The 24668-nt window shown below is 41.0% G+C and carries 14 protein-coding genes; 8 read left to right on the top strand and 6 right to left on the bottom strand.

The window, feature by feature from the left end; all coding sequences use genetic code 11:
• Positions 1-30: 30 nt before the first annotated feature.
• A complete protein-coding gene (gene holB, locus IL355_RS02150; protein WP_192460553.1) occupies positions 31-1182 on the bottom strand; it encodes a DNA polymerase III subunit delta' in 1152 nt (383 codons plus the stop codon).
• Positions 1183-1370: 188 nt separating this feature from the next.
• Here holB and IL355_RS02145 point away from each other — a divergent pair, with 188 nt between their 5' ends.
• From IL355_RS02145 to IL355_RS02135, 3 genes are all read left to right on the top strand, one after another.
• Positions 1371-2561, top strand: a complete 1191-nt coding sequence (locus IL355_RS02145) for a phosphoglycerate kinase (RefSeq protein WP_192460552.1) — start codon at positions 1371-1373, stop codon at positions 2559-2561.
• A gap of 159 nt (positions 2562-2720) precedes the next feature.
• Entirely contained in the window at positions 2721-4370 is a 1650-nt protein-coding gene (locus tag IL355_RS02140; RefSeq protein ID WP_192460550.1) for a LysM peptidoglycan-binding domain-containing protein, read from the top strand.
• Between the two features lie 13 nt (positions 4371-4383).
• Entirely contained in the window at positions 4384-5379 is a 996-nt protein-coding gene (locus IL355_RS02135) for a DUF4837 family protein (protein ID WP_192460549.1), read from the top strand.
• Between the two features lie 74 nt (positions 5380-5453).
• On the opposite strand, the gene IL355_RS19350 is transcribed toward IL355_RS02135, so the two are convergent.
• From IL355_RS19350 to tatA, 5 genes are all read right to left on the bottom strand, one after another.
• Positions 5454-5615 carry a DUF6747 family protein gene (locus IL355_RS19350; RefSeq protein WP_317175474.1) on the bottom strand — a complete coding sequence of 54 codons (162 nt, stop codon included), beginning with the start codon at positions 5613-5615 and terminating at the stop codon, positions 5454-5456.
• Positions 5616-5879: 264 nt separating this feature from the next.
• Entirely contained in the window at positions 5880-8354 is a 2475-nt protein-coding gene (locus tag IL355_RS02130; protein WP_225621086.1) for an OmpA family protein, read from the bottom strand.
• Between the two features lie 11 nt (positions 8355-8365).
• A complete protein-coding gene (locus IL355_RS02125; RefSeq protein ID WP_192460547.1) occupies positions 8366-9289 on the bottom strand; it encodes a PorP/SprF family type IX secretion system membrane protein in 924 nt (307 codons plus the stop codon).
• Between the two features lie 13 nt (positions 9290-9302).
• Entirely contained in the window at positions 9303-17669 is an 8367-nt protein-coding gene (locus tag IL355_RS02120) for an Ig-like domain-containing protein (RefSeq protein WP_192460546.1), read from the bottom strand.
• A 367-nt stretch (positions 17670-18036) separates the two neighbouring features.
• Positions 18037-18219 (bottom strand): twin-arginine translocase TatA/TatE family subunit, encoded by a 183-nt coding sequence (gene tatA / locus IL355_RS02115; protein WP_187456494.1) that lies wholly within the window; start codon positions 18217-18219, stop codon positions 18037-18039.
• Positions 18220-18389: 170 nt separating this feature from the next.
• Here tatA and IL355_RS02110 point away from each other — a divergent pair, with 170 nt between their 5' ends.
• From IL355_RS02110 to rfbB, 5 genes are all read left to right on the top strand, one after another.
• Positions 18390-19256: a M23 family metallopeptidase gene (locus IL355_RS02110; RefSeq protein ID WP_192460545.1), complete on the top strand. Its 867-nt coding sequence runs from the start codon at positions 18390-18392 to the stop codon at positions 19254-19256.
• Between the two features lie 48 nt (positions 19257-19304).
• On the top strand, positions 19305-20801 hold the full coding sequence (locus tag IL355_RS02105) for a GH3 family domain-containing protein (protein ID WP_192460544.1): 1497 nt from the start codon (positions 19305-19307) through the stop codon (positions 20799-20801).
• A 137-nt stretch (positions 20802-20938) separates the two neighbouring features.
• Complete coding sequence (locus IL355_RS02100) at positions 20939-22624, top strand: DUF6909 family protein (protein WP_192460543.1); 1686 nt, start codon at positions 20939-20941, stop codon at positions 22622-22624.
• A gap of 4 nt (positions 22625-22628) precedes the next feature.
• A complete protein-coding gene (locus IL355_RS02095) occupies positions 22629-23633 on the top strand; it encodes a hypothetical protein (RefSeq protein WP_192460542.1) in 1005 nt (334 codons plus the stop codon).
• 7 nt (positions 23634-23640) lie between these two features.
• The gene (gene rfbB / locus IL355_RS02090; protein WP_192460541.1) at positions 23641-24645 is read left to right on the top strand and encodes a dTDP-glucose 4,6-dehydratase; all 1005 of its coding nucleotides are present in this window, start codon (positions 23641-23643) and stop codon (positions 24643-24645) included.
• The last annotated feature ends 23 nt before the right edge of the window (positions 24646-24668 follow it).

Raw genomic sequence — 24668 nt, 5'->3', positions numbered from 1 at the left:
TTAAGAAATACCATGAGACCAATGCAAATTCTAGGCAGCTTTTCTGTGCAGTAATCTCGTAAGTCTAATGGAAAGATCGGTGAGAATAATTTTAGAATTGCCATTTCTTTCTATGTGATAAATGGCGTCTTCCAATTCCTTCACTATACTCAGAATATTATTTTCATGAACGAAGGGCGCAAATTTCTCCAGATGAAAACCGTCTACATGTATTCGCATAAAGGCAAGCTCCTTGGCATTAAAATTTATAAGCATGGCCTGCCTCATGACCGCTATACAATACTGTAAAAAATTCTTTTGGGTTTCCCGGCCGTTTTTGGCAACTTCATCGCTCCACAATAGAAGTTCGTGTATCGCACCCTTATTGCCCTTGGCCTTAAATGCACTTCGTACCCATTGAACAAACCATTTTTCAAAGACCAGGTCTTCTGAATCGTTGTTCACAAAATCCAAGGCCTTATTAAAATTTCCGTCGGCTTCGTGTGCAATTCTCATGGCTTCTTCCTCTGCAACTCCTTTTTCGATCAGGGCATTGGCGATAGCGTCTTCCGCCAAAGGAGGAAAATGTAAAATTTGGCAACGGGAAAGAATGGTCTGTATAATTTGCTCCTCATCTTGGGCAATTAGTATAAAGACTGTTTTGTTTGGTGGCTCTTCAATTAGTTTTAACAGTTTGTTGGCGGCAGCTGTGTTCATTTTTTCGGCCATCCAAATAATCATGACCTTATATCCGCCCTCATAGGACTTTAAGCTCAGTTTTTTTACAATATCCTGTGCTTCGTCCACACCAATCTGACCTTGCTTTTTTTCTATACCGATTAAGCGGTACCAATCAAAAAGATTGCCGTAGGGTTGCTCAAGGATAAATTGCCTCCATTCTTCCATATAATGATCACTTACCGCATGTGATTTCACCTTATCGGAATTGGATACCGGAAAGGCAAAATGCATATCTGGATGGGAAATGGAATTGAATTTTAAATTGCAAGCTTCGTTACCACCCTCATTTTCACCCTGAGAATTGGAACAAATAATATATTGGGCATAGGCAATGGCCATGGCCAAAGTACCAGAACCTTCAGGCCCTACAAATAGTTGCGCATGTGGAATTCTACCAGCATCTGCACTGGTGGCCAGATGGTTTTTAATATGGGTAAGACCTAAAATATCTTTGAACAACATTTGCCAAAGATAGTTTTTTTAGTAGAGCTATTTTGCTGCGTAAAAATAGGCGCAATCAACTTTAGCAATAATGCGAAGTGGCTGTCTTGTTTGGTAATGTCTTATGTACGGCATCCAAATACTTACGCTTATCCATTACCAGTCTTTCTCGTTTTTATTTACATTTGCCATTCTCTAAAACCTTATTCATGAAAACGATAGACAATTTTAATTTTAAGAATAAAAAGGCCTTGATCCGAGTTGATTTCAATGTTCCTTTAAATGAAACATTTGAAGTTACGGATGCCAACCGAATTGAAGCTGCCAAACCAACCATAATAAAGGTTTTGGAAGATGGCGGAAGTGCGGTTTTAATGAGCCATTTGGGTAGACCAAAAGGAGAAAAGAAATCGGAACTTTCTTTACAGCATATTGCCAATAAAGTTTCTGAAGTAATTGGTGTGAGCGTAAAATTTGTGGATGACTGTGTGGGTTCTACCCCAGAAGAGGCCGTTGCCGCCCTTAAACCGGGAGAAGTTTTGCTGTTGGAAAACCTAAGGTTTTATGCCGAAGAAGAAAAAGGGGACAAAGATTTTGCCGAAAAACTAAGTAAATTGGGAGACATTTACGTGAACGATGCCTTTGGCACAGCACACCGTGCCCATGCATCTACCACTATTGTGGCAGAGTTTTTTCCTGAACATAAATGCTTTGGATATCTTTTGGCCAAGGAAATTGACGCAATCGAAAAGGTTATGCGCACCGGGGAAAAACCTGTACTTGCCATTTTAGGAGGCGCCAAGGTTTCTTCTAAAATAACCATTATAGAAAATATTCTTGATAAAGTTGATCACTTGATAGTTGGTGGAGGAATGACCTATACCTTTATCAAAGCGCAAGGAGGTTCTGTAGGAGATTCCATTTGTGAAGATGATAAAATGGAATTGGCCCTTGAGATTTTAAAACAGGCAGAAACCAAAGGCGTAAAAGTTCATATTCCTGTAGATGTTTTGGCAGCCAATGATTTTGCCAATGATGCGGAAACCCAAGTGGTAGACGTAGATAAAATTCCTGACGGATGGCAAGGATTGGATGCGGGACCAAAAACGTTGGCCAATTTTAAAGAGGTTATCCTTGAGGCAAAAACCATTTTATGGAACGGTCCTGTGGGAGTGTTTGAAATGGAAAATTTTGCAAAGGGCACTATAGCGGTTGGAAATTATATTGATGAAGCTACCCAAAACGGCGCATTTTCCCTCGTTGGAGGCGGTGATTCTGTTGCTGCGGTAAAACAGTTTGGGTTTGAGGACAAAGTTAGCTATGTATCTACCGGTGGTGGTGCAATGCTAGAAAGTTTAGAAGGCAAAACCCTTCCCGGCATTGCTGCAATAATAGAGTAGATAGCTCGTTATCGATAAGTGAGGGCAACGGCAAAATTCCGGCAAAATTCTTTGGCTATTTTCTATTTGCCAAAAAATATGCAACTTTATGTTGTTTGCATATTATTGAATCCGTAGGTTTTAGAACCATAGCCCTCACTTAGGATTAGACTATAGACTATGATTACAGGTACTAAATTTTTGGTTTGTTTGGCTGCGTCCGTTTTTACGTTGCCTGTTTTTGCCCAACAGAAAGATTCCGGAAAAGAGGCTCAGAGAGACTCTCTTTTGGCCATGAAGCAAGAAGTGGGAGCGGATACGATTGCCATGGATTTAAATGGCGTGGAGCAGATGGAAGAGATGGCCGTTGATTCCAGTGAGATGAATGACGGACTTTCCTTGGTTATTGACAAGGTAATGAAGAAGTACAATCTTCAAGACCATGAAGAAGCAGCAAGATATGATAGCCTTTGGATGAAGGAATTATATCAAAATGTGTCGCTTTCCGATGAAATGCATCGAGAAATTGTCAATCTTGATTACGAAAAGGAATATCCTACCGCATTGGATACGGATACTCTAAAGGCTCGCTTGGCCAAGTTGAACCAAAAAACTCCATTTAACGTAGAGTACAACCCATCCCTCGAAAATGTAATAAAATCATTTCTCTTTAGAAAGAGGGATTTAATGGAGCGAATGCTTACGGCAAGCCAGTTTTACTTTCCACTCTTTGAGCAGGAATTGGACAATCATGATATCCCTTTGGAAATGAAATATCTTTCCATAGTGGAGTCTGCCCTTAACCCAAGGGCTAGAAGTAGGGTTGGGGCTACCGGTTTATGGCAGTTCATGTACGGAACGGGAAGGCAGTATAAACTTAATGTATCCAGTTATGTAGACGAGCGTAGCGACCCTATAAAATCCACGAGGGCGGCCTGCGAATTTCTAGGGAAACTCTATGAAATATACGGGGACTGGGATTTGGCCCTGGCAGCGTATAATTCGGGCCCAGGAAATGTTAACAAAGCCATTAGAAGGTCTGGAGGACACAAAAATTATTGGAACCTGCGTAGCTTTCTTCCGAGGGAAACGGCAGGTTACGTACCGGCATTTTTGGCAACCATGTACATCTTTGAATACGCAGAAGAACATGGATTAAGGGGCAAGAAGGTGGAGCGACCCTATTTTGAAACGGACACCGTTCATGTAAAAAGCCTAATTACATTTGACCAAATATCAGAATTGGTAGATGTTAGCAAGGAGGAACTTAGACTTCTGAATCCCTCCTATAAATTAAATGTAGTACCCTTTGTAGAGGGTAAAAAGTATGCATTAAGATTGCCTAAAAGTGCCATTGGAAAATTTGTAGCGAACGAGGAGGCCATCTATAATCATATTAAAAAAGAGTTGGAAAGCAAGGAAAGCCCTTTACCTCAACTTGTTAAGCAAGCCGAAGAAAATAGGATCCGCTACAAGGTTAGAAGTGGTGATTATCTTGGAAAGATTGCCGAAAGGTATGGTGTAGGTGTTAGCCAACTTAAAAGATGGAACGGTCTTAGAAGCAATGATTTGAGAGTTGGTCAGCGTTTGACTATTTTTCCTAGGAGAACGCCCGGTGCTGCTGCGGTGAGTTCGGTAAACAAATCCACTCAACCCAAGTCTTTTCCTCCGGGAACAAAAACACATACGGTACAAAGTGGGGATTCCTTATGGACCATTTCAAAAAAATATCCTGGAATTACTGTCGAAAATTTACGAAAATGGAACGGTATTAGTGGTAAAAACCTAAAACCAGGCACAAAATTGAAATTGTGCGCATGTCCATCGTAAATCAACAGAACAAATGAAACACAGCGGAACACTATTTTTACTCCTTACGACCCTATTATTTTCTTGTAAGGAAAACAAGAACACCAGCTATTTACCCGAATCCACAGGAGCCATAAATTCAATGGTTGCGGTGGTAGACAATGAATTGTGGAGAGGCCACGTGGGAGACAGTATTCGAAAACACTTTGCTGCCCCAATCGTGGGCATGCCTATGGACGAACCTCTTTTTAGCATAGACCAAATAGACCCACGTTTTTTTACCGGATCGATCAGAAACACAAGGTCCATACTTTATGTAACCAAAGACTCCTTAGATCTGGCCCACATTAAAAAGGATATGTATGCATCTCCCCAAAGGGTAGGAGTGATAAAGGGCACTACCAATTCTGAAATATTGGAGAACCTGAACATCAAGGCGCCGGAAATCATTGAATCCTTTAGGAGTGTTGAAGTTGCTGCTGCCCAGAAAAGATTTGAGCGCTCCTTAAATAAAGGTACCGTATTGGAAGATGAATTTGGTATCTCCTTAAAAATACCTTCCATTTATAAAGTAGGCAAGCACGAAAATAACTTTGTTTGGATAGACAGGGAAATTCATAAAGGCACTGCCAATATTTTGGTATACGCCATGCCAGGAGACAGTTTCAATAATCAGGAAACGCTTGTAAGGGATATAGTGGCCATGAGAGACTCTATAGGGGAAAAGTATATTCCAGGGCCAGATGTGGCAGGAAAAGTCACTTATATGCGTACTGAGCCTGCATACGCTCCTTTTATCTATCCAACGGAGATCGGTGGGTTAAAAGGAGTAGAAGTTCGCGGGCTTTGGGATATTAAAAATTATCCTATGGCGGGACCATTTTTGACCTATATTCTAAACGATAAGGAAAATGATAGGAAATTGGTATTGGAAGGCTTTGTTTTTGCCCCTGCCACGGAAAAACGTAATGATGTATTTGAGTTGGAGGCTATACTTAAAACCCTACGTTTTGGGCAAGTAGCCAATTGATCTGATTGATGAATACAGAGCAAACAAAACGCCCCGCACAATTGTGCGGGGCGTTTCTTTTTTTAGAATTCTACTTAAACGAATGCAAAGCCCGTAGAAAGCCTATATATGAATGCATAGATTACAATGAGTAATAAAGCAAAGCAAAACCAAGTGTACGCCTTGAAATATTTTTTTAGTAATCTGTAAGTCCAATCTTTAAAAGCTTCTAAGTAGATTTCTTTGACAAGTAACATTTTTCTCATACCTTCAAATTTTAAGTTCTGATACAAAGGTGGTTAGTTATCTACCTAATTCCTTAAAAATTGGATGAACGGTCAATGAATCAGACTGGGTGAACGGCATATTGTTCAATTTCGGCAAACTGTTTCAATTACCCGTTGTATGGATAAAGCAGCCTAAAGGTTTTGGAATCAAGTAAATGGTTACAAAACAAATGAAATAAAAAAACCGCTACCTTTTGGGTAGCGGTCTATTTATTAAGTTTGGTTTATTGATTTCTACATTTTTGTGATAATGAATTCAGAACGTCTGTTCAAATAATGTTCTTCTTCCGTACATCTAACCGTCCCATCACATTGGTTGATCAATCTACTTTCTCCATATCCGGTGGCGCTTTCAATTCTTTCAGGGTCTATACCTTGTGAAATGATATAGTCTCTGGTAGATTTCGCCCTTCGGTCCGAGAGATATTCATTGTAAGCCCTACTACCTCTGCTATCTGTGTGGGACTCAATTTTTATAACCATTCCAGGATATTCCTTCATCACGCTTACCAATTTATCCAACTCCTTGGCGGCATCGGTCCTTATGTATGATTTATCAAAATCGAAGTGGATCATATCCGTTTTAATTTTCTTGATTCCATCTTCAAGGGCAATCATGTCTTCTAAACGCTTAAGGGCAACATCAACTTCAACTGTTTCGTTGGTTAAAGTAGAAACTTCCATTTCATTATTTACATATTGGTCTTTAACCGTATTAATGGTGTATTTGGTATCACTGTCCAAATCCTCAAAAACAAAACTACCATCTTCTTCCGTTTCCATTTCCATCAGTTTTATACCATTTTCATCAAGAAGCTCTACCAAGGCTTTTGGCATAACATCTCCGGTTGTTAGCTCGGTTACTACACCGGCAATTGCATTTTGGTTCGTTGGAACCTCTTCAATGGTAAGCCTTTTAAAGGAATAAATATCATCATCTCCTTTTCCTCCTTCTCTGTTGGAGGCGAAGAAACCCTGTTGGTTCTCATCGTTGACTATATAGGAAAAATCGTCTTTATTACTGTTGATAGGTTTGCCCAAGTTCTTAACTTCTTGAAATCCTTCCTCTTCATCATAAACGGACTCATAAACATCCAATCCGCCTAAGCCAACGTGCCCATCTGACGAAAAGTAAAGCTTGTCACCGTTAAAGAACGGGAACATTTCACGCTGCTCTGTATTAATCTCTTTTCCAAGGTTTCTTGGTTCCGTAAAGCTTCCATCTTCCAGTACGTCCACTACAAAGATGTCTGTTTTGCCCATGCTTCCAGGCATGTCTGAAACAAAGTAGAGTTTTTTGCCGTCAGGGCTTAATGCAGGGTGCCCAGTAGAATAGTCATCACTGTTAAAAGAAACCTCTTGGGCCTCTGTCCACTCCCCATTTACCTTTGTAGAACGGTAAATTTTTAGGTGATTTACCCCTTTGTTATCCCTTTTTAGTTTTTTACCATAGTTATTTCTGGTGAAATACATGGTAGTATTATCTGGGCTAAACGTAACCGAGGCTTCATGGTACTTGGTATTTATCTTTTTTGAAAACTTAATAGCGTCTTTTAAATCCTCATTCTCTTCATTTATTTTGGCAACGTAAAGATCAAGATACGGCTGATTGTTCCACTTGTACGTTCTGGTACTAAAGATGGAAGAATCCTTAGCAGAAGCAAAGACAACTTGACTTGAATCCAAAAACATAGGGGAGAAGTCTGAGTATTTAGTGTTGATGGCCAAATTTTTTAGTTCCAACTCCCTTTCGTTGCCTAAAATATTATCCAATACCATTTCACTACGCTCAATTTTGGGCTTGTCCAACCCTTCTTCCTTCACCTTTTTATCATAAAGCTTCATCAATCTTTTTGAGCGGGCATATTTTCCGGTTCCTTTAAGAGAGTGAGAATACTTAAAAATATTATCGGCAGAGAGCTCTTTTCCATAATTCTCGTACAGAACATGGTACCACTCATATGCTTTTTCCATATTTGTATTAAAATAGTAGGCGTCGGCGGCCTTTTGGACAATGTCTTTTGAACGGTATTTATCCCCTTTGGACAAAGCCTCTTCGTAGAGTTCTGCAGCTTCGGCATACCACATTTTATCAAAATAATGGTCGGCCCTTTGAATCAACTTAGTCTTGTTTACGTTTTCATGAATTTTCATACCTGTAGAAACAGATCCTGCTTCTTCCTCAAGGCTAAAATTGTTGTCTGTTGATGTAATTTGAGGTACTTCCTCTAAATTATCTCCCCCAATTTCATTGCTGTTTTCAACTTCCAGTATCCATACATCCTGCTTATAGTTACCATCTAGCTGAGAGGAGCAAGCATCTACCGCTTCAAGACCAAAAGGATAATATGCCAAATAAAGGTAATGTAGACCATTGCTTTCATTGCTTATAGAGCCGGCATTTTCAAAACCTTTCTTCTTCAATTTTTTAATTGACTTTGCTAGATTTTTATCATCACTGAAAACACCTGAGACAATGTAATAGCCGTTTTCAACCCCTGCCAATTCGCTAAAGGTTCTGTAGGCAATTCCATTTTTTTCGGCCGCTTCTTCAAAGGATTCTCCTATGGATAGGGCCGTGTCAAATGAAGTTACCATAGATGATTCGGTTTCATAAGGTGGGGAAGCCTGAAAACCGATATCTTGAAGGTCTTGTGCTCCAAGACTCAAGCAGTAAATTAGAATAAATGAGGTAAATAGTTTTTTCATGATTTGGGATGTTAGAAAAATCTAGGGGATTTTAGTCTGTTAAGTCTCGATATCCATTGGTACCTCAAGAATATTTCATGGGTACCCGAATTATAATTATTTAGTCCACTGGTGGTATAATCATAGGCATAACCAAGGTTAAATTGGGGTGAAATTTGCAGCCCAAAAATGGCTGCCACAGAATCATCCCATCTATAATTAACGCCAAGGTTTAGTTTTTCGTATAGCAAGAAATTGCCTGAAACATCAACGGATATTGGAGCCCCAAACACTTGTTTGGCAAATAGGGAAGGCTTGAACTTTAAGGATTCGTTCAAATCAAATACATATCCTGCGATTAAATTGATATGAAGACTTTCGTCCGCTTTTATCTCAATCTCCCGGTCATAATGTTCTGATGGAAATAAATTGGGTACAGATAGTCCTATATATGCCTTCTCTGAATAATAAAATGCTCCGGCACCAATTGAGGGCAGTACCTTCCCATTTACATTTTCGTTGAAGGCAATATCATCTTGGTCTCTTCTGATTCCTTTTGTAAAATCCAAGCTGAACAACCGAATTCCTGCCTTTAACCCAAGACCAATACGGTGACCCTTGTTGTTAATGACCAACTGATGTGCATAATTACCATCAATGTAGGTTTCTGTGGCGGGACCTAACTCATCTTGAATGATGGAAAGGCCTACCCCGTCAAATTTGCCAACCGGGGTGTCCATACCGAACGTTATAGTTTGCGGAGAACCTTCTATTCCTTGCCACTGACTCCTATAGAGAGAAATCAGTGTAAGATGTCCTCTTGACCCCGCATAACCCGGATTTACCGTCAAAGGATTGTATTGATACTGGGTATACTGTGGGTCTTGCTGTCCATTTGCATAGAAAGTTCCCAGTAGAAGTAAGGCCAGTATTTTATATGGGTTTAATAATTTCATCACAATTTTTTAATTACCTGCTGATATACAACCAACCTGATTTTGGAGTGGTGGTTCCATCACCTAAATCCAAAGTATAGTAATAGGTTCCTACCGGTAATTGGTTGTCGGAACTAATGGTGTTTTGGTTATTGGTTTGTCCGTCCCATGTGTTGTCGTATCCTTGGGCGGTGAACACCATTGCTCCCCATCTGTTATAGACTGTAAGTGTGTTATTGGGGTATTGTTCAATACATTCAATGAAAAACACTTCATTGGTCCCATCTCCGTTAGGAGAAAATTCATTATAGACTGTTAAACACACAGATTGCGTTATTTCCGGAGTTGATTCTGCTCTGTCGTTGGCTGTATTGGGATCGATCTGATCAACGTAAATCAATTCAGCAATATTTGTATATGGACCATCTTCATTAACGGTCACCGTCATTTCCATGGACACCGTTTGCCTAATAGTGATTACCGGAATTTCCCATAATGAAATGGAAACATCATAGGCTCCTGCGGTAGCCGTACTGCTCAAATAGGTATATCCGCTAGGCAAAATATCTTCAATGCCCACGTTGGTAGCGTCATAACTACTGTTGTTGGTAACACTTACGGTAAATACAATTGTATCGCCAAAGAATGTTTGGTTTTTATTTACTGTTTTGTAAACTTCCAAGTCAACAGTAGGTGCATTAATAGTATAGTTGGCCTCATCATCTTCGCTTTGGTCGCCATCGTCATTATTCGGACTTGAGTCCGGATCAAACTGGTCAGATGTTGTAACTTGGGCTATATTGGTGTATTCGTCCAAAGTATTGGTGGGCGCATTTAATTGCACCTCATAACTCAATACTTGGGTCCCTACTGATACCGAAGTTAGATTCCAATTAATTCTATTACCCGTTGCAATTCCTGAATTACTAATGTTGATAAGCTGATATCCTAATGGAATCACATCTTCTACGGTAACGTTTGTTGCCAAGCCTGGTCCTTCATTGGTAAGCAATATTTCGAACATCACCCTGTCTCCGGCATTTGGATTTTGATTGGAAGATGCGCTCAATCTTTTTGAAAGACTTAAATCTGCTGGAATAAGTACAATCTCTGCATTATCTTCATCATCTTCACTTTGGTCGCCATCATCATTATTTGGGCTGGAATCTGGGTCTAATTGGTCTACAGCAACAACTTGAACCGTGTTGAAATATTCACCATTGGTATTTGTTGGAACATTGATTGTGACCTCAAAGGTCAAAACTTGACTTGAACCACTAGGCACAGAAATTCCTGTCCAAAGAATTTGGTTCCCCGTTTGAAGTCCACCGTTATTGATGGAGGTTACGGTAAATCCAGAAGGAACCATATTTTCAATATCAATGCCTGTAGCGGTATCTATCCCGTTGTTGATTACTTCAATGGAGAATGTTAATGGGTCGCCAGGGTTGCCGGAATCAGGCGTTACTGTATTTATCAATTCTATATCGGAAGACTGTAAAATAAAATTGGCATTGGCTTCGTCATCCTCGCTTTGGTCACCATCATCGTTATTTGGTATAGAATCAGGATCAAATTGATCCACCTGAATCACCTCAACTATATTTAAATATTCATTTGATGTATTCGTAGGATTGTTAACGGTAACTTCAAAACTCAAGGATTCAGTAGAACCACTTGGTATATTAAGTCCGCTCCAGATTATATTATTTCCTGAATTGGAACCACCGTTATTGATATTTACAAGTGTGAAACCTACCGGGATCAAGTTTTCTACTGAAACATTGGTTGCCGTATCCGGACCATTGTTGCTAACATCAATTGTCAACATAATTGTATCACCTGGGTTACCACTTGGTTGGGAAAGCGTAGAGTTTAGCTCTAAATCTGCCATTTGAGGAACGATAGCTATAGAAGCCTCGTCATCTTCACTTTGGTCCCCATCATCATTTGCCGGGCTTGAGTCTGAGTCGTAATGGGTCACTGTAGTTACTTCTGCTCTATTTAAATACTCATTGACTGCGCTGGTAGGGGCATTTACTGTTGCCGAGATAGTAATTGAAATTGAATTACCATTGGCAAGGGCCGGCAGGGTCCATTGACCGGAAACGGGGTCGTAGAATCCATTAGCAGCACTTCCGGTATCCGAGATATATGAATAGCCTATAGGTAGAATATCAGTAATAATACTACCTCCGGTATCGTCACTTGGCCCATCATTGAATGCTGTTAATGTGAAAACCACGGTATCACCAACATTTGGGGTAGTATTATCCACGTTCTTTTCCAATCGTAAATCGGAAGTAGCTTGAACCACAATCGTTACACTGTCTGTATTTTCACATGAATTTGAATCGCTACCAATCACGGTATAGGTAGTGGTTACTAAAGGATATACGGTATCGCCATCTGTCACTCCATTGTCCCATACATAGGAATCTGCACCGGAACCTGTCAATGTCACAGGTTCCCCTGCGTTTATGGAGGTGGTGGTAGCATTTGCAACCACATTGGGTAACGGATGTATAGTTAGGGTTACGGGAACTCTATTATAACTTGTACATCCAGAGGTGTTATCTCTGCTTTCTGCATAATAGGTCACCGTACCCACGGTACTTAGATTTGGGTTTGTAACTCCATTGCCCGCTGTTACGGCATCATACCAAACAATACTTGATCCAGGAGGAGCTGTGGCTATTGCTGTAAGTGTTTGTGTTGGGTTGGCGTCACATTCCGTTTGGTCTCCTCCACTAACTGGGTCAGCAGGTGTTGCCTCAATGGTAAGGGTCACTGGAGTTCTTGTGCTACTTACACAATTAGTGACATTTTGCCGGCTTTCCGCATAATAGGTAATGAAGCCTAAAGTATTTAAGGTTGGACTAGCGACTGTATTTCCACCTGTTGCAGCATCATACCAAATGATGGTTGCATCTGCCGGAGGTGTTGCGGTTGCCGTTAATGTTTGAATCGGGTTTTGTTCACATTCTGTTTGATCACCACCACTCGTAGGAGCCGGTATAACAGGGCAACTACAATCCGGCGCTGTAACATCCAAAGTTTGCGTACAAGAATTTGGAGCGGTTACGGTCAAAGTAATATTGTTTCCAGTGGTAACCCCAGATATAGTCCAGTTATTTCCTCCATTATCTACCACGGTTCCCTCAGTTGAAGTAACAATGCCTTCACTTACATTAACGGATACTTCATAAGTCAACAGATCGGGTGCACAAGTAGCTGCCGAGGCTATCGAGATATCCGGAGTGTCTTGAATGGTCAATGAGACCGGAGTTCTTAGATGGCTCGAGCAAGAAGATGTATTGTCATTGCTTTGTGCAAAGTAGGTAATAGTGCCAACATTATTTAAGGTAGGACTTGCAACAATATTTCCGCCTGAAGCCGCATCGTACCAAACCACTGTAGAACCGGCAGGAGCGGTGGCTGATGCGGTCAAAGTCTGAACTGGACTTTGTTCGCATTCCACGATATCACCTCCGCTGATCGGAGCTGCTGGAGCGGGTTCAATTGTTAAGCTTACAGCCGTTCTTGTTAAGCTGGAACAAGAGGTGCTATTATTATTGCTTTCGGCGTAATATGTTACATTTCCAACTGAATTTAGGGTAGGGCTGGCAACCACATTGCCTCCGGACGCGGCATCGTACCAAACAACGGTGGAACCAGGTGGCGCCGTAGCAGTAGCGGTTAAAATTTGAATAGGGTCTTGCTCACATTCCGTAATATCACCACCACTGATCGGGGCAGTTGGAGCAGCTTCAATGGTCAAGGTCACTGCTGTTCTGGTGCTACTTACACAATTGGTCACATTTTGTCTACTTTCAGCGTAATAAGTGATATTTCCAACGGAATTTAAGGTTGGGCTTGCCACTACGTTTCCACCTATAGCTGAGTCATACCATACTACTGTTGCATTTGCGGGAGGGGTTGCGGTTGCCGTTAATGTTTGAATTGGATCTTGTTCACATTCCGTTTGGTCTCCACCGCTTGTAGGAGCGGCCACTACAGGGCAACTACAATCCGGAGCGGTTATATTTAAAGTCTGGGTACAGCTGTTGGGCCCGGTAACTGTTACGGTGATGTCGTTTCCAGAAGTTACGCCAGAGACGGTCCAATTATTACCTCCGTTGTCCACCACGGTGTCCTCGGAAGAAGTGACGTTTCCTTCGCTTACGTTTACAGTTACATCGTACGTGGTGAGGTCTGCAGAGCATACTGGACCTGATGCAACAGATATATCTGGAGTATCTTGAATTGTTAAAGTGACGGGAGTTCTGCTGTCACTTACACACCCGGAAGCACTATCTTCACTTTCCGCATAATAGATAATCGTACCAACTGAGTTCAAAGTGGGGCTGGCCACCACATTTCCTCCGGTTGCCGCATCATACCAAACAATGTTGGAACCGGCTGGTGCTGTAGCACTTGCAGTTAAGGTTTGTATTGGGTTCTGCTCACACTCGGTAACGTCACCACCACTTATGGGTGCTGATGGTGTTGCCTCAATAGTTAGCGTAACCGGTGTTCTGTTGAGACTTGTACAGTTTGAAGCGTTATTTTCGCTTTCCGCATAATACGTAATGCTCCCCACTGTATTGAGGGTAGGGCTGGCTACTATATTTCCCCCTGTTGGCGCATCATACCAAATAATGGAAGAGCCTGCCGGAGCGGTAGCCGTGGCGGTCAATGTTTGAACCGGGTTCTGCTCACATTCTGTAATGTCACCTCCACTTACCGGAGCGTTGGGGGCACCGTTGATAGTAAGGCTTACCGGGGTGCGTGTGGCACTGGTACACCCATTCACATTGTCTTCGCTCTCTGCGTAATAGGTAATTGTTCCTACGGAATTTAGTGTTGGACTAGCAACTGTATTACCTCCGGTTGGGGCATCATACCATAGGACACTTGCGCCTGCTGGAGCTATTGCCGTTGCAGTAAGCGTTTGGATAGGATTTTGTTCACACTGCACCTGATCCCCTCCGCTTGTAGGAGCGTTTACCGTGGGACATGCACAATTAGGAGCATTAATAGCAATACTCTCTGAGCATGCGTTCACGTCTGTTACCGTTACGGTAATATTGTTGCCCGAGGTTATTCCGGAAATGGTCCAGTTATTACCCCCATTATCAGCTACTGTTCCTTCTGATGAGGTTACGGTACCGCTAATTACATCAACCGAAACCGAGTATGTGGTAAGGTCTGCGGAACAAGTTTGGGAATTTGGGGTTATCGCAATGGTAGGCCTAGCATTCATGGTTAGGGACACTGCTGTTCTGGTATCACTAACACATCCACTACTATTGGTTCTACTTTCCGCATAATAGGTTATGGTACCTACCGTATTTAAATCTGGATTAGCGACCATACTTCCTCCTGATGGAGCATCGTACCAGACTACCGTAGAACCTGCCGGTGCCGTGGCAGTGGCGGTCATTGTTTGGGTAGGGTTCTGCTCACATTCCGTTTGGTCTCCACCGCTGGTTGGCGCAACTGGAATAGATTCAATGGTCAGGGTCACTGCTGTTCTTGTATGACTAGGACAAGCGGTGGAATTATCCTGACTTTCTGCATAATAAGTAATAGTACCCACTGAATTAAGAGTAGGACTGGCTACGGTGTTACCTTTAAAGGCAGCATCATACCACACCAGGGTAGTTCCTGCCGGAGCAGTTGCACTTGCTGTTAAGGTCTGAATTGGGTTTTGTTCACATTCGGTAATATCCCCTCCACTTACAGGTGCATTTGGTGCAGGCTCAATTGTTAGGCTTACTGCAGTCCTAGTGGCACTCGAACATCCGTTACCAGAGCTAACACTTTCTGCGTAATAGGTGACAGTGCCTACCGAACTTAACGTGGGACTGGCAACGGTATTTCCACCGGTTGCTGCATCATACCAAACAATGGTGGTGCCTGCTGGTGCCGTTGCGTTAGCAGTTAAGGTCTGTATGGGGTTCTGCTCACACTCTATTACGTCACCACTACTCATTGGAGCAGCAGGAATAGGTTCTATGGTCAATGTTACGGCAGTTCTTGACGCGCTTGTGCAGCTAGTTGTATTGTCAACACTCTCGGCATAATATGTAACACTTCCTATGGAACTCAAAGTTGGGCTGGGCACTGTATTTCCACCAGTTGGGGCATCATACCAAACTAGGGATGAACCTGCAGGAGGCGTGGCAGAGGCCGATATGGTTTGTACAGGGTCTTGTGCACATTCGGTAATATCTCCACTGCTAATTGGAACTGTTGGGGCCGTATTTACGTTTAGGGTGGCTGCATTCGAAATAGCATTGGTGCAAGTGGGCGAAGTACTGGAAGCTACCATTCTATATTGTGAATTATCCAAGCCAACAGCCATATTAGAAATATTCAACGTAGAGGTGGTCGTATTGGAATAAGTAGTATCATCGCTAAGATCCACCCAAGTGGAACCATCAAAAAATTGCCATTGGAAAGTGGCTGCGTTATTGGCACTTGCAGTAAAACTGGTGCTTTCGCCTTCACAAACGGTTTGATTTGTGGGCTGTGAACTTATGGCAGGAGGATCATGAACAACAATGTTCAATCTTCTACGCGATCCTTCACAATTGGCAGACGAGGTTGTCTGGCTTACCCAATAAGAAGTTGTACCAGCTGTTGCAGTACTAGGAACGGTAGTACCGGGTATAACAGAGCCGCCTGTGGCCGCATCGTACCAAGTGGGGTTGCTTCCAGATTGCACATAATCATCTAGTTGTTGTGCGGTGTCACCAATACAATAATTTACGGTATTTTGAACCAATGTAGGCGCGGCAGGTAAGGCGTATACAACAACCTCTATTTCTTCTCTGATACTTTCACAACCTGTGCTGTCATCTATTTGACTAACATAATATGAGGTTGTACCTGCACTAGCAGTACTTGGTGTAGGGGCAGTACCACTGGCCGTACCACCTGTAACTACTGTGTACCATTGCAGGGTATGGTTAGGTTGTGCCGTTGCCGCTAACTGATTAGCAGTTTCTCCCACACAATATTCTACCGGACTTGTAACACTTGGGGGTGCAGGGCGTGGTATTTGATATAAATCTATTGATAAAAAGTCTTCACTGGAACAACCATTTGCATTTTGACTATATACCACAAAATTTCTATAAAAATCAGGCGAGGCAGGTGGTGTATAGCTAGTGGTATTGGTTGCTACCAAATTACCACCTCCATCATACCAATTTGCCGTTTCGCCACTGGAAATATCAACACTTACTGTCATAGTTGACGGCGTTTCGCCTTCACAATAAATATATTCGGTAGATCCGGAAGGTGGGTTCACATCATTTTCTACCGTAATATTAAATGATCTTTCGGCAAAGTTTCCAGAAGCATCCCTTACTGTATATCTGATGGTGGTGGTGCCGATATCAAACTGATCCCCACTGTTTAATCCTGTTCCATCTGTTCGTAAAATAACATAATCCGCTAAATCACAATCCGTGTTGTTAATATTGGTAACAATGGTACCTGGAATCAACAAATCATCTAGGTAGGCCCGCATACCCGAGTTAAAAAGATTGGATGAAGAATATCTAATTCTTAATTGGTAATTTCCTATTAAGTTAAAGGGGACAATTTCTTGATGAACATTCGTATCGGTATAAGTTGAGCTAAAAAAACTTGTTGTAACTACATTACCATTCTCATCGAGAACATCCAAATGAATAGACGGTGAGTTGGAAACCGCGGATATCCTATGAGAAAAAGAGATTTCTCCAAAACCATTGAAATAAAAAACCGGTGTCACCAATGAGCTTGTAAAAAAGTTGCTACTAGATATGGTGGTGGCCTCCATGTTTCTGGTGCCGTTGATTTGTCCTCCATTAGTAATAGATGCCCTTGTAAACGTATAACATTGATTGATTGCAGATTCAAAATCTTGAAGAACCGGTGCTACTCCTTCACCTGGGGGGCAATTATCCGAAGCCGTAGGTTCGGCCCATGTATGAGGTGCTGTACAGGTATTTGGGTCTGCCGTTAGTGTAACATCCGTTGGAAATGTCACAAAAATAGGGTCTTCACTATCTACCACCGTAACATTGAACGAGCAAGTTGTCACGTTGCCAGAAGCGTCTTCCGCACGATAAACTACGGCTGTAGTTCCTGGTAAGAATGAATCCCCAGGGCTATAATTACTGGTGACACTTACCGCATCGGCGGAGGCTGTTGGCGGCGTCCATGTTACCGTTGCACCACAAACGCCAGGGGTGTATGATGTGTTTACATCAGAAGGTGGGCAGTTGCTGAAAGTAGGAGGTAAATTGTCTAGTGCAAACAGGGGGGGGGTCTCCTCGGCTAAAGAAATAGAGGTACTAAGAACAGATTTTTTTCCAGGGGAAAAACTGGTAAAGCCTGCCATGATTGACAATATAATGAACAATTTTAGTAAGCTTCGCATAAGTAACGTAGAACTTGGTAAATGGTAAAAACGGGTTGGTTAAAAACGTTTTGTTATACCGTATATTAGTATCTATTCTAACGCAAAGGACGCCAATAGCATGTAGCGGGTAGGGTATAATGTTGTGAAAGTCGACTTATTTGTAGTGTCCTAAAGGCCAAACTGTTGACAAACTAGCTATTATGAAGTGGGTAAAATAGCCGTGGGGCTCCTAAAATGTAAGAAAGTCCGACAAAATTGTACCGAAAGGTTTCCCGGTAGCTTAAAGGTAGGCAACAAAAAACCCTTGGTGTTAGCCAAGGGTTCGCAACTATTTTTTGTAGAAGATTTATTCCTTTTTGTCCTCGACAGGTTCATCTTCCTTTGAGGCATCTTTAAATTCTTTTATTCCGCTACCAAGTCCGCGCATGAGCTCAGGTATCTTCTTTCCTCCGAACAACAAAAGAACCACCAACACAACAATGGCAATTTGCCATGGGCCTATAGCCAAAAATATCTGTAAAGCTGTCATAATCGCATTTTAATTGAATCACAAATGTAATAAAAATCTATCAATGGAGATGTTAATTAAATATCTTTCATCTTTAGACTCATAAGGAGAAACCAATATCAAAATTGCTATGATAGAAAAAAGGGATACATAAGACCAAGAATTGTATTCCATCCGTATATTTGTGTATTATGGCCAAGAAAGTCAAGAAAAGAAAGGAAATTAAAAGAAAGCTACTGCACAAGTATCGCTTGGTCATTTTAAACGAGAGTACGTTTGAAGAAAAAATCTCCTTTAAACTTAGTCGTTTAAATGTTTTTGTAACGGGCTCTCTGTGTATCATTGGCTTAATTGCACTAACCACCCTGCTCATTGCATTTACCTCCTTGCGAGAATATATTCCGGGCTATTCTTCTACAAAGCTTAAAAAGCAGGCCACGGATTTAACTTACAAGACGGATTCTCTAGTAGCCAACCTAAATAATACCAATAGGTATTTAGAGAGTATTAGACAAGTTTTAAAAGGTGAAATTGAGAGCGGTGAAATTGATATGGATTCTCTAAGGGAACAGTTTAAACTGGACCCCAACAGCATTGATTTGACCCCAATAAGGGAAGATTCGGTACTTAGGGCCGAGGTGGCTCTTGAAGATAAATACAATCTTTTTGAAAGAAACACCGGGGGCGCGGAAATAGTATTGTTTCCTCCTTTAAATGGAGAAATATCCAATACGTACAACGTTGAACAAAAACATTTTGCAGTAGATGTAACCGCTCCAACAGATACCCCAATAAAAGCCGTGGCAAACGGTACTGTTATTTTTTCTGAGTGGACGGCAGATACCGGTTATGTTATTATTCTTGAACACAAAGATGGTTTGCTAAGTGTATACAAACATAATGGTTCATTAAGTAAAGCTCAAGGAGACGTGGTCAGGGCCGGGGAAGTGATAGCTTCCGTAGGAAATACAGGAGAACTCACTACGGGGCCACACTTGCATTTTGAGCTCTGGAGCAATGGTAATACCGTTAACCCCCTTGATTATATCGACTTCTAATTTATACCATTCGATATATTTTAATCCCCAATTAAAATTCAGATTTAAATGTCCTTAAAATCATTTGCTGCCAAATTGTTTGCAAAGTATGTGGTTGCTAAAACCGAGCAATGGAAATCTCGGCCAATTGAGACACAAAACGCCGTTTTTAAACAGCTGATTCAAACGGCATCAAACACAAAATTTGGGAAGGACCATGGTTTTTCTGAAATTACCTCGCATGAAGATTTCATTGCTAAGGTCCCTATTAGGGATTACGAAGAATTGAGGCCTTACGTAGAGAAGGTGGTTGCGGGGCAGAGAGATATTCTATGGCCGGGTAAGCCTATTTATTTTGCCAAAACATCTGGAACGACTTCTGGTGCTAAGTATGTTCCGCTTAACAAATCTTCCATAAAAAACCAGGTTGAGGCCAGTAGGAATGCTATTCTTACTTATATCAATGAAACCGGCAATAGCGATTTTGTTGATGGAAAAATGATATTTCTTCAAGGGAGCCCGGAGATGCAAGAGAAAAATGGAATTAAACTAGGAAGGTTATCCGGTATTTCTGCACATTACGTGCCCAATTACCTTCAAAAAAACAGGTTGCCCAGTTGGGAAACCAATTGTATTGAAGATTGGGAGGCCAAGGTAGATACCATAGTGCAAGAAACCATAAAGGAAGACATGACCGTAATTGCGGGCATTCCGTCTTGGGTGCAAATGTATTTTGAAAAGCTGCAGGATACATCAGGTAAAAAGGTGGGGGAGTTATTTAAAAACTTTCAACTGTTCATTTACGGCGGTGTTAATTATGAGCCCTACAGGGCCAAGTTTGAATCGCTCATTGGTAGAAAAGTAGATAGTATAGAGCTGTTTCCGGCAAGCGAAGGCTTCTTTGCCTATCAAGACTCCCAAAAGGAAAAAGGCATGCTGTTGTTATTAAATTCCGGAATTTTTTACGAGTTTGTAAAAGCGGATGAATTTTTTGAAGAGCACCCCAAGAGAATAACCTTAAAAGAGGTTGAAATGGGTGTTAACTATGTCATGATTATTTCTACCGATGCCGGACTTTGGGCATACAACTTAGGAGATACCGTTCAGTTTATTTCGTTGAATCCCTATAAAATTATTGTCTCCGGGCGTATCAAACATTTTATTTCCGCCTTTGGCGAGCATGTAATAGCAAAAGAAGTAGAGGAGGCCATGAACCAAGCAATTGCCGCTACCGATGCACAAATAAATGAATTTACGGTGGCGCCACAAATCACCCCTGAAGGAGACGAGCTTCCCTATCACGAATGGCTTATTGAATTTGAAAAAAAGCCTACGGATATGCAGAAATTTATTGCAACGTTAGATGCATCCCTTCAAAAACAGAACAGCTATTATTATGATTTGATGGAAGGTAATATTTTGCAGTTGTTAAAGATTACCGCCATTAAAGTTGGTGGCTTCCATGAGTTCATGAAATCAAAGGGAAAACTAGGGGGACAGAACAAAGTGCAGAGATTGTCAAATGATCGTAGCGTGGCTGATAAGCTTACGGAATTCAAAGAATAAATACCATATAGAATATTTATATTTATTTTTCGTTATGGAAATCAGCTTCCTTATTTCGGGCGAACGAATATTCTGAAAGCTTTATGACAACCGCACATATGTAAACCAATAATTGTAATTTTGTGCGAAATTCTTTTATGGGCAATAACAATACAACCACCAGAGCTCAAGAATCTACCAATGCCATTGAGCGTTTGTACATCACCATGCGCCATTTGTTTAACCGTGGTTTTTACAAACCAAATGGGGTTTCTGGAGAATCTTTAAAGGATGCTCTTCTACAATTACGCCCTGAAATTTATGGCTCCGTTGCAGAAGACAAGGCAGAACTTAGTGGTCTAACCTATGTTCTTGAAAGACTTCCCGAAGGGATAGAACAATGTAGGTTTATCAATTTAACTTCGGATGAGGGATATGGTCATTCGCATTTTGAGCCTATTGTACCTCCCAAAAGAAGGCGTAATTGCTATCGTATAGACGATGAGCAGATGAACATTGAAATTACCCGGGGGCGTTCAGATATTTATGATATTCTTACCCATCTTACTTTTTTGTTCATAGAATCCGATAAAATCTGTAAAAAGGTTTTAATCGAGGACACCCATAAAACTATTAGGGATTGGACCAAGTTGGAGGAGGCCGTTAACAAAGATGAGCTTATCCAAGCGGAGAGGGAGGTAGCCCTTATACATACGGCAAATATCTTGGGAAGATCATTTGTAGAGGTAATGGCCGTGCATAACCATTTTTCCACCGATGAAAAGCCGGAGCGCTTTTTGGAAATTGTCTATTGGTTGGGGAAATTGGCCATTGAAGAGGAAATCACCGGAGAAAAGAGAGCAATTACTTTTAGCCTTTTACTGCGCGAGAGACTTGGTCACCATATTCACGGAGAAAGGTGGGCCAATACCATCAAAGAAACGTTGTATAAAAACAATATTCTTTCAAGACCCATTCATATTATAAGTGCCAATATGCACAGTGTTATGAATTCTCTTTTTGCCAAAAAGGCACTTGGTAAGGAATTTCCAAAAAAGGGTAGTCTTGAGATTTACGAGGCTTTAAGCTCGGCATCCAACGGTTCGCTTAGGAAAAAGGTTAGTGCTCTGGCGAAAAAGAATGGTATGATTGCTATTGATGACTATTCTGGAACCAGTATTGATGTTCAAATTTTTGATACGGCGAAAATGACGAATGATGCCTGTTGTTATAAACTTGATACAGACATTCCTGAAAGCGAAAAACCTGTAATTTTTGTCATGGATTATGCTTTTGGAGAGCAGGCTTTTGAAACCATAGACGAACTTTTAAAACCGTATACGATTGATGGTAAAGATGCTGTTTTTATGAACATAGCGTCCATATCCATAATGGGGAAAGCAGGGATTTTGGATGGAGGAAAAGGTGATCTAATGATACCGTCTGCCCATATGTTTGAAGGAACAGCAGACAACTATCCATTTAAGAATGAACTTTGTGCAGAGGATTTTAAGGGCCACGGACTCAAAGTTTTTGAAGGAACCATGGTTACCGTATTAGGAACTTCACTTCAGAACAAGGATATTTTATCATTTTTCCATGATTCAACCTGGAATGTAATCGGTCTGGAAATGGAGGGCGTACACTATCAAAAAGCCATACAATCCGCCTCCAAAATAAGAAAAAGCATAAGCGAGGATGTGAAGGTGAGATATGCTTATTATGCCTCTGACAATCCCTTGGTGACAGGAAGTACTTTGGCTTCCGGAGGGCTGGGAACTACCGGGGTAAAACCCACCTATTTAATTACGGACAAAATTTTAGGGCAAATATTTAATTCATAAACAAATGGCGGATAACCAACCTGTTAAGAACACATCATCAGATGAAATTGATTTAGGGCAACTGCTAAAGCTGATCGGTAATGGCTTCAAAAAAGTCGGTAATGTGTTTCTTTACGCATTCCTATATCTGAAGAAAAATATGCTGATATTAATAGGCTTGGTAGTAGTAGGTGTTCTTGTTGGTTTTTTGCTTACTAAAATCGTAGATAAAAAGCTGAAGACAGAGACCATCGTCAGACCTAATTTTGAAAGTAAAGATTATGTATACGATGTAATCGACGAAATTCAGGCTAATATTTATGCAAAAGACACCGTCTTTTTTAGCCAAATGGGGATTGATATTAATGATCTTGACGGATTTAAAATTGAGATAGCACCCATTACCGATCCCGAAGAAGCAAAAGAAGATGCGGAACAAGATTTGATGTACTTAGAATTGCTTCAGGGCTTTAAAGAAGAAAGTTTTGCCGTGGATATTATGAGAAGCGTTCTTACGCAAAAAAGTATTGTGGCCCATAGAATAACCTTTACTTACATTGATGCCCAAAATGGTGGTGTAATAGCCCAGAAAATGTTGGATTATATCAATAAAAACAACTATTTCAAAGAAGTCATAACGGCCTTTCGGGAAAATGCTCAGCTTAGAATTGATCAGAACACCATGTTAATTGGGCAAATCGATAATCTTGTAAACAATTACTCAAAGACATTAAATAATAAGCAACTTGAGAAGGCGCCAGGATCTGTAATATTAGAAAATGAAAGTGCATTGAATATAAGTTCTTTGCTTACTTTAAAAAATAGGTTCGTAAAGGAAATCGAAGAGAAGCGAATGGAACTATCCGAACAAAAAAATCTTTTGAGCGTTTTGAATATGGGGAAGACCCAAAAAGTGAGAAAACCGCTTTTTAATAATACTTATGTAATTATTCCCCTTGTATTGATAGGCTTGTTCTTTATTCTATCGTTCATTAAGTTCCTTAATAAAAAAGCAGCCGAACTTCAATAAAGGGTGCATGGCTAATAGTTACTATCTAATTACAGGAGGGGCAGGATTTATAGGGAGCAATTTTATTCCGTATTTTCTTGGTGAACATCCCGAATTAAATGTGGTAAACCTCGATAAACTTACCTATGCAGGTAATTTGGATAACCTGCAAGAAGTTGAAAATAATGAACGGTATTTTTTTGTAGAGGGTGATATTTGTGATGAAGAGTTGGTTGATAATCTTTTCAATAAGTATCGGTTTAAAGGTGTTATTCATTTTGCGGCCGAATCACATGTCGATAACTCTATTTCAAATCCGAATGCCTTTATCAAAACCAATGTAAATGGCACCTTTACACTTTTAGAAGCCGCCAGAAAACATTGGTTAACCCATCATGATACCGGTGGTCAATCACAAAACAGGTTTTTGCATATTTCAACCGATGAGGTTTATGGTAGTTTAGGAGAAACGGGGTACTTCACTGAAGAAAGTCCGTACCGTCCCAACAGCCCTTACAGTGCTTCGAAGGCAGCTTCCGATTTTTTGGTTAGAAGTTATTTTCACACCTACGGACTCAACGTGGTCATCAGCAATTGTAGTAACAATTATGGGCCGAAACAGCATAAAGAAAAACTGATTCCGACCATTATCCGCAAAGCGCTAAAGGAAGAACCCATCCCAATATATGGCGATGGAAAAAATGTTAGGGATTGGCTTTTTGTTCGCGACCATTGTACTGCCTTGAATACGATTTTTTACAAAGGTAAAAGCGGTGAAACCTATGTCATTGGGGGCGATAATGAAAGGAATAATATTCAGATTTCTGAGACTATTTGTACCCTATTAGACCACATAAAGCCTAGACAAAAAGGGACTTACGAAGAACTCATTACCTTTGTGAGTGACAGACCGGGTCACGATTTTAGGTATGCCATTGATGCAAAGAAACTGAAGAACGAACTAGGTTGGACACCCGAAGCGAGTTTTGACGCCGGAATAAAACAAACGGTCACCTGGTATCTAGAGAATTGAGAATCTATTTGTAGAAAATAAAT

It is taken from the genome of Euzebyella saccharophila (assembly GCF_014855495.1).
GTDB classification, from domain to species: domain Bacteria; phylum Bacteroidota; class Bacteroidia; order Flavobacteriales; family Flavobacteriaceae; genus Euzebyella; species Euzebyella saccharophila.
The sequence above is the reverse complement of the archived record's forward strand: the minus strand, read 5'-3'. Positions and strand labels throughout refer to the sequence as shown.

Bases quoted from the DNA above. Each gene is read 5' to 3' on its own strand.
- holB (WP_192460553.1), bottom strand. From the start codon at position 1,182: ATGTTGTTCAAAGATATTTTAGGTCTTACCCATATTAAAAACCATCTG.
- IL355_RS02145 (WP_192460552.1), top strand. From the start codon at position 1,371: ATGAAAACGATAGACAATTTTAATTTTAAGAATAAAAAGGCCTTGATC.
- IL355_RS02140 (WP_192460550.1), top strand. From the start codon at position 2,721: ATGATTACAGGTACTAAATTTTTGGTTTGTTTGGCTGCGTCCGTTTTT.
- IL355_RS02135 (WP_192460549.1), top strand. From the start codon at position 4,384: ATGAAACACAGCGGAACACTATTTTTACTCCTTACGACCCTATTATTT.
- IL355_RS19350 (WP_317175474.1), bottom strand. From the start codon at position 5,615: ATGTTACTTGTCAAAGAAATCTACTTAGAAGCTTTTAAAGATTGGACT.
- IL355_RS02130 (WP_225621086.1), bottom strand. From the start codon at position 8,354: ATGAAAAAACTATTTACCTCATTTATTCTAATTTACTGCTTGAGTCTT.
- IL355_RS02125 (WP_192460547.1), bottom strand. From the start codon at position 9,289: ATGAAATTATTAAACCCATATAAAATACTGGCCTTACTTCTACTGGGA.
- IL355_RS02120 (WP_192460546.1), bottom strand. From the start codon at position 17,669: ATGGCAGGCTTTACCAGTTTTTCCCCTGGAAAAAAATCTGTTCTTAGT.
- tatA (WP_187456494.1), bottom strand. From the start codon at position 18,219: ATGACAGCTTTACAGATATTTTTGGCTATAGGCCCATGGCAAATTGCC.
- IL355_RS02110 (WP_192460545.1), top strand. From the start codon at position 18,390: ATGGCCAAGAAAGTCAAGAAAAGAAAGGAAATTAAAAGAAAGCTACTG.
- IL355_RS02105 (WP_192460544.1), top strand. From the start codon at position 19,305: ATGTCCTTAAAATCATTTGCTGCCAAATTGTTTGCAAAGTATGTGGTT.
- IL355_RS02100 (WP_192460543.1), top strand. From the start codon at position 20,939: ATGGGCAATAACAATACAACCACCAGAGCTCAAGAATCTACCAATGCC.
- IL355_RS02095 (WP_192460542.1), top strand. From the start codon at position 22,629: ATGGCGGATAACCAACCTGTTAAGAACACATCATCAGATGAAATTGAT.
- rfbB (WP_192460541.1), top strand. From the start codon at position 23,641: ATGGCTAATAGTTACTATCTAATTACAGGAGGGGCAGGATTTATAGGG.